The sequence below is a fragment of the Armatimonadota bacterium genome (genome assembly GCA_023511795.1).
In the GTDB taxonomy this organism is placed as follows: Bacteria; Armatimonadota; UBA5829; order DTJY01; family DTJY01; genus JAIMAU01.
Map to the genome: position 1 here is coordinate 1 of JAIMAU010000032.1, position 9,032 is coordinate 9,032.

The 9,032-nt window shown below is 44.5% G+C and carries 6 protein-coding genes; 4 read left to right on the forward strand and 2 right to left on the reverse strand.

Annotated features, from left to right (window positions below):
* Positions 1 to 162: 162 nt before the first annotated feature.
* The 3 genes from K6T99_12945 to serS all read left to right on the forward strand — a co-directional run bounded on the left by K6T99_12945 (position 163) and on the right by serS (position 4,787).
* Entirely contained in the window at positions 163 to 1,920 is a 1,758-nt protein-coding gene (locus tag K6T99_12945; GenBank protein ID MCL6520727.1) for a phosphoenolpyruvate carboxykinase (GTP), read from the forward strand.
* A 228-nt stretch (positions 1,921 to 2,148) separates the two neighbouring features.
* A complete protein-coding gene (locus K6T99_12950) occupies positions 2,149 to 3,495 on the forward strand; it encodes a phosphomannomutase/phosphoglucomutase (protein MCL6520728.1) in 1,347 nt (448 codons plus the stop codon).
* A gap of 11 nt (positions 3,496 to 3,506) precedes the next feature.
* Entirely contained in the window at positions 3,507 to 4,787 is a 1,281-nt protein-coding gene (gene serS / locus K6T99_12955; GenBank protein MCL6520729.1) for a serine--tRNA ligase, read from the forward strand.
* A gap of 20 nt (positions 4,788 to 4,807) precedes the next feature.
* On the opposite strand, the gene K6T99_12960 is transcribed toward serS, so the two are convergent.
* A complete protein-coding gene (locus K6T99_12960) occupies positions 4,808 to 5,143 on the reverse strand; it encodes a hypothetical protein (protein ID MCL6520730.1) in 336 nt (111 codons plus the stop codon).
* 196 nt (positions 5,144 to 5,339) lie between these two features.
* Here K6T99_12960 and K6T99_12965 point away from each other — a divergent pair, with 196 nt between their 5' ends.
* Complete coding sequence (locus tag K6T99_12965; protein ID MCL6520731.1) at positions 5,340 to 7,142, forward strand: DUF4838 domain-containing protein; 1,803 nt, start codon at positions 5,340 to 5,342, stop codon at positions 7,140 to 7,142.
* A gap of 130 nt (positions 7,143 to 7,272) precedes the next feature.
* On the opposite strand, the gene polX is transcribed toward K6T99_12965, so the two are convergent.
* The gene (polX, locus tag K6T99_12970; protein MCL6520732.1) at positions 7,273 to 9,015 is read right to left on the reverse strand and encodes a DNA polymerase/3'-5' exonuclease PolX; all 1,743 of its coding nucleotides are present in this window, start codon (positions 9,013 to 9,015) and stop codon (positions 7,273 to 7,275) included.
* Between the last annotated feature and the right edge of the window lie 17 nt (positions 9,016 to 9,032).

Genomic DNA, 9,032 nt, shown 5'->3' on the forward strand with positions numbered 1-9,032 from the left:
AAGCATAAGACGGCATACTATATTCTCCTTAGTCTCGTGGGCTCTGAGTTGTTTATAAGAGACAGCAGCCATAAAGATGGAGGATATTCGGACTTTCAAATACTTGCACAAATAAATTAGAAAACCAATGGTATTTGTAAAAATTAACGAGAGGAAGTGAGTATGGGAGTACGGCAAACAGCTGAAGAGTGGGTAGAAAAAATGGCAAGGCTGTGCGAACCAGACGAAGTCATCTGGTGTGACGGCTCTGTCGAAGAAAAGGAACGCCTGACACGCGAAGCATTAGGCACTGGTGAGCTAATAGAGCTAAATCAAGAGAAGTTGCCTGGCTGTGTCTACCATCGGACGGCAACAAATGATGTCGCACGTACTGAGCATCTGACCTTCATCTGTACCGAAAGAGAAGAGGACGCCGGCCCAACGAACAATTGGATGTCGCCTAAGGACGCCTATACACGCCTGGGTGCTCTTTTTAAAGGTTCGATGAGAGGTAGAACGATGTACGTTGTTCCATTTCTTATGGGCGTTCCAGGTTCTCCATTTTCGAAAATTGGAATTGAGCTGACTGATAGCATTTACGTTGTGCTAAACATGCGTATTATGACACGCATAGGGAATCTGGTTCTCGACGAACTAGAGTCGATTGGTGACTTTACACGATGTTTGCATTCGAAACACGAGCTAGATATTGAAAGGCGGTTCATTTGCCATTTCCCCGAGGATAATACAATATGGAGCGTTGGTTCGGGTTATGGGGGAAATGCTCTCTTGGGGAAGAAATGCCTCTCGCTTCGAATAGCAAGCTATTTGGGCCGGAAAGAAGGTTGGATGGCTGAGCACATGCTAATTTTGGGGGTTGAGAGCCCTGACGGCGAAGTTACGTACATTGCTGGAGCCTTCCCTAGCGCTTGCGGAAAAACAAACCTTGCTATGCTAGTGCCCCCAAAAGAGTTCAGCGGATATAAAGTTTGGACGGTAGGCGATGATATTGCTTGGATGCGCATAGGCCCCGATGGCAGGCTTTGGGCGGTAAACCCAGAAGCTGGATTTTTTGGCGTTGCGCCGGGAACAAACAGCAAAAGCAATCCCAGTGCGATGCGAACTATTGCAAGTAATACAATTTACACAAATGTACTCATCAGGCCAGATGGCACCGTTTGGTGGGAAGGTCATGATGATCCTCCCCCTGAACATGGTATAGATTGGCAAGGTCAGCCGTGGACGCCAGCATGCGGAGAAAAAGGAGCACATCCTAATGCTCGCTTTACGGCTCCGGCATCTCAATGCCCGTGCATTTCGCCATATTGGGAGGATCCTAAGGGAGTACCAATTTCAGCGATTATATTTGGCGCGCGGCGTGCACGATTAGCCCCTTTAATTTACCAAGCATTCAACTGGCAGCATGGCACTTATGTTGGTGCAACTTTGGCATCTGAGACAACAGCTGCTGCATTGGGTCAACAGGGGATAGTTCGCCGCGACCCAATGGCTATGTTGCCATTCTGCGGTTATAACATGGCTGATTATTTTGCACACTGGCTTGAGATGGGCAAACGACTTAAAGACCCACCAAAAATATTCAGGGTAAACTGGTTCCGCCAAGGAGAGGATGGAAAATTCCTCTGGCCAGGTTTTGGTGATAATATTCGCGTTCTTAAGTGGATCGTGGACCGATGCAAAGGCAAAGGAGATGCTATTGAGACGCCTATTGGTTATATGCCAACCAAAAATGCAATAGACTTGACAGGCATAGAGGATAAGGTATCTGAGAAGACAATGGAGGAATTGTTATATATTGATAAAGATGCATGGTATGAGGAGTTGGATAGCCAAACTGCCTGGTTCCAACAATTCGGCTACTCACTTCCACTTGGTATATGGGAGGAACACGAGGCTCTTGCCGACCGTTTGACTAAATAAAAACAAGCCAAAGCTATTCGTCAAATATTTGCCCAATCTTTGGGGAAAGAACTACATGATAAGAATACCCTAGATTGGGTATTTTTGTGCTAATTGATAGCAAGTCGCTTATTCTAAATCCTTGTATTGGCTTGACGTCATACCTTCTCGTAAGTATAATTACCCATGTTTGTTTTTAAAGAGTGCGACCGAAGCTGGGCGGTCGAAAAAATAAGAAGGGAGAGCCGAATGAAGCAGGTTGATCCGAGTATCTTTAAAGCTTACGACATTCGCGGGATATACCCAGACCAATTCAACGAGGATGTTGCGTATCGAATTGCTCGGGCGGCCGCTCAAAAGTTGAAACCAAAGCTAACGGTTGTAGGACATGATATGCGAGTTCATAGTCCATCGCTCGTTGGCTCAGTTACCCAAGGATTGCTTGACCAGGGGAGCGATGTAATTCACATTGGCTTAACAAGCACACCCATGTATTATTACTCTGTAAATGTCTTGGAAGCCGATGCTGGAATGATGATAACAGCTTCCCACAATCCAGAAGAATACAACGGTTTTAAGATGACCGGTCCAAAAGCAATTCCTAGCATTGCTTTTGTAAGCAATCAAGAACTTTACAGGATTGCAAATGAAGGAAAATTTGAAACTCCCGAACGTAAAGGTCAATTTCGCGGCAGTGTTTCTACTTTGGATAGCTACGTTCAAGCCGTCCTTAGCGCCAGTGGTGTCTCCGATTTCGGCGGTCTCAAAATTGTTGTTGATGCAAGCAATGGCATGGACGGAATGATTCTGCCAAAGCTTTTTGAAGGGAAAAACTGCACTGTCTATCCACTTTACTGGGAGCTTGATGGTCGGTTCCCCCATCACGAAGCGAATCCATTAAAAGAAGAAACACTAACGGATTTAAAGAAAAAGGTTTTGGAAGTAGGGGCGGACTTTGGCGTAATGTTTGATGGTGATGGGGACCGAGTAGGCTTTGTGGATGAAAAGGCACAGACTATATCTGGAGATTTAATCACAGCTCTAATTGCTCGTGAAATGCTAAAAGAAAAACCTGGCGCAATTATAATCTATGATGTGCGCAGTAGCTGGGCTGTCAGGGAGGAAATTGAGAAAGCTGGCGGAGTCCCAATGATGTACAAAGTGGGGCATGGCCTTATAAAAGCAAAGATGCGAGAGGTAGGTGCGTACTTTGGTGGAGAGCTATCCAGCCACTACTACTTCTCAAACTTCTACGTAACCGATAATGGCGACCTGGCCATGTTGAATATAATAAAACTCCTTGTTCACGAACAAAAACCGCTTTCTGAGCTTGTTGCTCCAATAAAACGCTATTATCACAGCCCGGAGATAAACTCCGAAGTCAAAGACGTTGCTGCCAAACTTGCTGAGCTTAAAGAGCGGTACAAAGATGGGCGCATTATCGAACTTGATGGCCTTACTGTTGAGTTTGATGATTGGTGGTTCAATGTACGCCCGAGTCAGACAGAACCTCTCCTGCGCTTAAATGTTGAGGCAAAAACAAAGGAAAAAATGGAAGAAAAGGTCAAAGAATTGCTCGAAATAATTAGAAAGTAGCGTGGCTTTCTATGCTTGATGCGAAGTTTATTCGATCAAATCCTGATAAGGTAAGAGACGGCATTCAAAAGAAAATGATGGACGTCTCGGTTCTTGATGAGTTTTTGGAGGTAGACGCGCTTTGGCGCGGCAGACTTGCGGAAGTCGAGCAACTCAAGGCACTTCGGAATAGCGTTTCCGAAGAAATCAGCAGGATGAAGCGAGCTGGCCAAGACGCATCAGCCGAGATTGCTCGCATGCGTGAGGTTTCCGACCAAATTAAGGAGCTAGATGCGGAAGTACGGGAATTAGAAGACCGCCTCCAAAAAGCCCTTCTTATGATTCCAAACATACCCCACGAAAGTGTACCAATCGGCGAAGACGAGAAGGACAATGTGGTCATTAGAGAATGGGGGAAGCCAAGCGAGTTTGACTTTCAGCCACTTCCGCATTGGGAGCTTGCGGCGAGATTGGGATTGGTTGACTTCGAGCGCGGTTCAAAAATCACTGGCAGTGGATTTATCCTATACATGGGGCTAGGTGCACGGCTTGAGCGAGCGCTTATTAATTTCATGGCAGACCTCCATACTAGCAAGCATGGATACACAGAGGTCTTCCCACCTTTTTTGGCAAACCGGTCTGCAATGATTGGAACAGGGCAGATTCCTAAAATGGAATTCGACATGTACCGACTCCCCGATGACGATTTGTTCCTTATTCCTACAGCCGAGGTACCAATTACAAATATTTACCGCGAAGAGATACTGGATGGAAGAGAGCTACCTATCTATCTTACGGGCTACAGCGCTTGTTTCCGGCGAGAAGCGGGTGCTGCAGGGAAGGACACGCGAGGCTTACTAAGAGTGCATGAATTTAACAAGGTAGAACTAGTAAAATTCGTGCTCCCTGAAACGTCTTATGATGAGCTGGAAAAGCTAACCGCGGATGCTGAGAAAGTTCTCCAAGCACTTGAGATTCCATACCGTGTTAGGCTCTTGTGTACTGGTGACATGAGCTTCGCTAGTGCAAAAACCTATGACATAGAAGGCTGGGCACCGGGTGTTGAGCAGTGGTTGGAAATTTCGTCATGCAGTAATTTTGAAGATTTCCAAGCTAGGCGTATGAATTTACGCTTCCGACGCGAACCGAATGCCAAGCCCGAATTTGTCCATACCCTAAATGGTTCTGGTGTTGCATTGCCACGAACTTTTATTGCAATTCTAGAGAATTATCAGCAGGCAGACGGTTCGGTTGTTATTCCAGAAGTGCTTCGGCCTTATATGGGTGGTGTGGAAATAATCAAGCCTCAATAGAAAAAGAATGTTGCAAAATTTTATATAGTGAGCACTTGGTGAGAAAGAAGTATGTCTTGTATTTGCTGCATATTTCCAATCTCACCAACACATATTTTATCTTCAAGAGCAAAATATTCCACACTTGTTTGACATGCTATTATTTCTACACCACGTTCTTGAATCTTCATTAGTTGTTCGATTGCGTTTGACCCTTCTTGTGCCAAAGTAACGCCCTCGTTTAATAGAACAATATAGCGTGGCATTTGGGGGCGTTCGCTTAAGAGTTCTAAGAAATTGATAAGCAGTATACTTCCCAACTGCGGGTCTCCATGCCCTAATCCTGCTTGTCGTATCAGGATGACGTCACTTTTCATGGTTTGTGGCCTGTAAAAGCGCTGTTTTTAACGAATATACCCGCCTATTTCATATGTCTAAAATGGGAGCAGAAAAGGTGATGAAGTGTTTTACAAAACGACTCTTTATAAAAACATGGAAAGGTAATTGACAAGTATACTTGTCAAGCATACAATAGCAGAACAAGGCACAAGAAGTTTTTTGAGGGGGATTCAAATGCAATTTGGGTATGCTTTTGCTTTGGCGGCTCTGCTTGCATTTATGGTAATTCAGGGGCACGCGGATGGCGTTAAACTAGCTGAGAATGGCCGAAGCGAATACACAATCGTTTTATCAATGAATGCTTCGCCTTCGGAAAAACATGCGGCAAGAGAGTTATCAAACTTTTTGCATCAGATCACCGGAGCCCAATTTCCTATAGTAACAGAAAGTGAATGGAGCCCAAAGCGAATGATAGTCTTGGGCGATGGGAATACTGCTAAATCTTTGGGCGTTTTCATCAATATTAAAGACCTCGGAGATGAGGGTTTTGCAATTAAGACTGCAGGGCCCCATTTGGTGATTGTCGGTGGTCGGCTTAGAGGAACAATGTATGGTGTTTATGCGTTCCTGGAGGAGGTTCTTGGGTGCAGATGGTATACACCCAGCGTGAGCTATATACCCAAAAAGCCAACTGTAATTCTTGGGCCGCTTGATATAGTCCAGAAACCAGATTTCGAATATCGTGAACCCTATTACACAGGGGCTTTCGATGCAGATTGGGCCGCTCGTAACCGAGTTAACGGGAATGGGACGAAGCTAGACAAGACAAAGGGCGGAAAGGTAGAATATCATTACTTTGTTCATACCTTTGCTGCTCTTGTTCCCCTTGAAAAATATTGGCAAGATCATCCTGAATATTACTCAATGATTGATGGCAAGCGAACCAACGATCATACTCAACTTTGTATGAGTAACCCTGACGTTGTGAAAATAGCTACAGAGACTGTGTTTAGGTGGATCGAAGAGCGGCCAAGTGCGAAAATATATTCTGTTTCTCAAAATGATTGGTACAACAATTGTCAGTGTGAGAAATGTAAGGCTATTGATGAAGAAGAAGGTGCTCCATCTGGTTTGCTGCTTCGTTTTGTAAATGCTATCGCAGAAGAGGTAGAGAGGAAGTATCCAGACAAATTAATAGACACACTTGCATATCAATGGACGGAGAAACCTCCGAAGATTACCAAACCTCGCAGAAATGTTCGAGTGCGTATTTGCCCCATTTCAAACTGTCAGCATCATCCATATGAAAAATGCGAGAAAAATGCAGATTTTATGGAGAATTTGAGAAATTGGAATAAGATTGCCGATGTTCTTTACATTTGGCACTATAATACAGTGTTTCCGCATTACCTTATGCCTTTGCCTGACCTTGAGGAGCTTGCGGCGGACCTGCCAATGTATAAGAGGCATGGCGTAAAGGGCATCTTCTGCCAGGGGACTTATAATGCGGGTTGGGGTCCATATGGCGGTGCTGGATTTATGGATGATTTGAAGGCATATCTTATCGCTAAGCTTCTTTGGAATACGAAAGCAGATGCTAAGGCAGTAATAGCTGATTTTCTTAATGGGTTCTTTGGGAAAGCTGGGAAGCCCATTGGCAAGTTTTTAGATTTAATCCATGACAAAGTGAGAAAAGAAAACATTCATGGTGATATTTGGCAAGATCCAAATAAACCTTGGCTAACATCAGAGATTCTGGCGGAGAGTGAAAGGCTCTTTGACGAAGCAGAGAAAGCGGCTGACAATGAGGATGTTCTGAGACGAGTGAAGCATGCCAGGCTTTCTTTAGAGTATGTGAAAATATACCGTGAATGTAAACAAATAGGAGAAAAGGGAACGCCTGAGCAGAAGGCAGAAGCGTTAAAGCGTCTTGAGGACTTCATCGCTCGATGTAAAGCTGATGGAATAACCCAACTTTGCGAATGGACGGGAATTGATAACACATTTAACTCGCTTGCCGAACCATTAAGGAAGTAGTTATTTATTTGTACGGAAAACTAAATGATACTAATGCTTGATATAGCTCGCGTATCTAACCTTCCTTTGGAATGAAAAACTTCTGCGAGTTAAAAGTTTTCGTTTTTCAAAGGAAACACAACGTTTTGTATTACTTTTTGCGGCCGCTTTTTCGCTTAGTTTTAAGCCATTCGAGTAGTTTATTGAGGGAAAGAGCATTAAGAACATTTTGGGGTTCAGCCCATCCACGTCGTGCGGTGGCTACTCCATACTTGAGAACTGCATGAAGTTGGTCTGCGCTGTGGGCGTCTGAATTTATTGCCAACATTACGCCCATTTCTTTTGCCATTCGAGCATCTGTGTCCTTTAAATCTAAACGGTCAGGCATTGAATTAATCTCCATTGCCGTACCATTTTCAGCTGCCACACGAAAGACCGCCTCCAGGTCTAGATCGTAAGGGTCACGCTTGCCAAGAATTCGTCCAGTCGGGTGGCCAAGGATATCTATATTTGGGTTGCTAATTGCTTTGATAACACGCTCAGTAATAACGCGTCTACTCTGGCCCATCCCGCTATGGACGGATGCGGTTACCACGTCGAATTGTGCAAGCACATCATCGTCATAGTCTAGCGAGCCATCGGCACGAATGTTAACTTCAATTCCTTGAAGTATATGTATGTCAGGATATTTGCGATTGAGTTCGTCAATCAAAGTTCTTTGTTCAGAAATGCGGTCTACGCTGAGACCATGGATAAAGCCCATAGATACAGAATGGTCTGAAATCACAAGATATTCAAACCCGCGTTCGCGAGCTGATTTGACCATTTCCTCTAAAGTACTATGACCATCACTCCAGTCGGTATGTACATGTAAATCACCTTTAAGATCGGACTCCTCAATTAGGTGGGGTAGTCTGTGTTCTTGTGCTGCTTCAATTTCGCCCATGTCTTCACGAATTTCAGGGGGCATCCAGTCCATGCCAAGTGTTTCGTACATACTTTCTTCCGTCTCCCCAGCAATTCTCTTGCCGTCGGATATGCGGAAGATACCATATTCATTCATTTTTAAGCCTTGGCTTTCCGCAATTGTTCGCAAATGGATGTTATGTGCCCTTGAGCCTGTGAAATATTGCAATGCTGCGCCGTATTCATGTGGCTTTATTACACGCAAGTCAATTTGGAGGTTATCTGTAGTAACAACACTGCTTTTTGTTGGCCCTTTTGCAAGTACTTCTTTTACCATGGGCAAATTGACAAAGCGGTCCATTACTTTTTCAAGTTCGTCAGAGGAAGCAAGAAGATCAAGATCTCCGATAGTTTCTCGCATTCGGCGCAAACTGCCGGCAAGGTCAGCACGCTTTACTTCTGGGAAGCCGCGTAGCATTTCAAGGAATTCTAATGCAGTTGGTAGAGCTATTCCAAGCGGCGTTCGGCCTGTTCTAGCTTTCAAGCGTTCAATAGCGTTTAGAATGTTTTGTTCGGTCTTCTGGCTAATTCGCGGAATCTTTGAAAGGCGGTGCTCACGTGCTGCTTGCTCAAGTTTTTCAACAGAATCTATGCCTAACATTTCATAAAATAATTTGGCTTTTTTAGGACCAACGCCAGGTACCTCTAGTAATCTAGCAATTCCTGGGTTAATTTCTGATTTTAGTTGCTCATAATATTCGCAACGGCCGGTTTCGAGGTATTCAGATATTTTCGCGGCTATGCTTTCACCGATGTTGGGAACTTCGTCGAGCTCACCTCGAAGAGCGATATCCTCGACATCTTCTGTAAGTGATTCGATTACACGGGCTGCGTTGCGGTAGGCTCGAACTCTATATGGGTTTTCGCCCTTTATTTCGAGCATGTCGGCAATATTGTTTAGAAATTCTGCAATTTCGGTGTTGCGCATAGGGCTCTCTTTTGAAG

Bases quoted from the DNA above. Each gene is read 5' to 3' on its own strand.
- K6T99_12945 (MCL6520727.1), top strand. From the start codon at position 163: ATGGGAGTACGGCAAACAGCTGAAGAGTGGGTAGAAAAAATGGCAAGG.
- K6T99_12950 (MCL6520728.1), top strand. From the start codon at position 2,149: ATGAAGCAGGTTGATCCGAGTATCTTTAAAGCTTACGACATTCGCGGG.
- serS (MCL6520729.1), top strand. From the start codon at position 3,507: ATGCTTGATGCGAAGTTTATTCGATCAAATCCTGATAAGGTAAGAGAC.
- K6T99_12960 (MCL6520730.1), bottom strand. From the start codon at position 5,143: ATGAAAAGTGACGTCATCCTGATACGACAAGCAGGATTAGGGCATGGA.
- K6T99_12965 (MCL6520731.1), top strand. From the start codon at position 5,340: ATGCAATTTGGGTATGCTTTTGCTTTGGCGGCTCTGCTTGCATTTATG.
- polX (MCL6520732.1), bottom strand. From the start codon at position 9,015: ATGCGCAACACCGAAATTGCAGAATTTCTAAACAATATTGCCGACATG.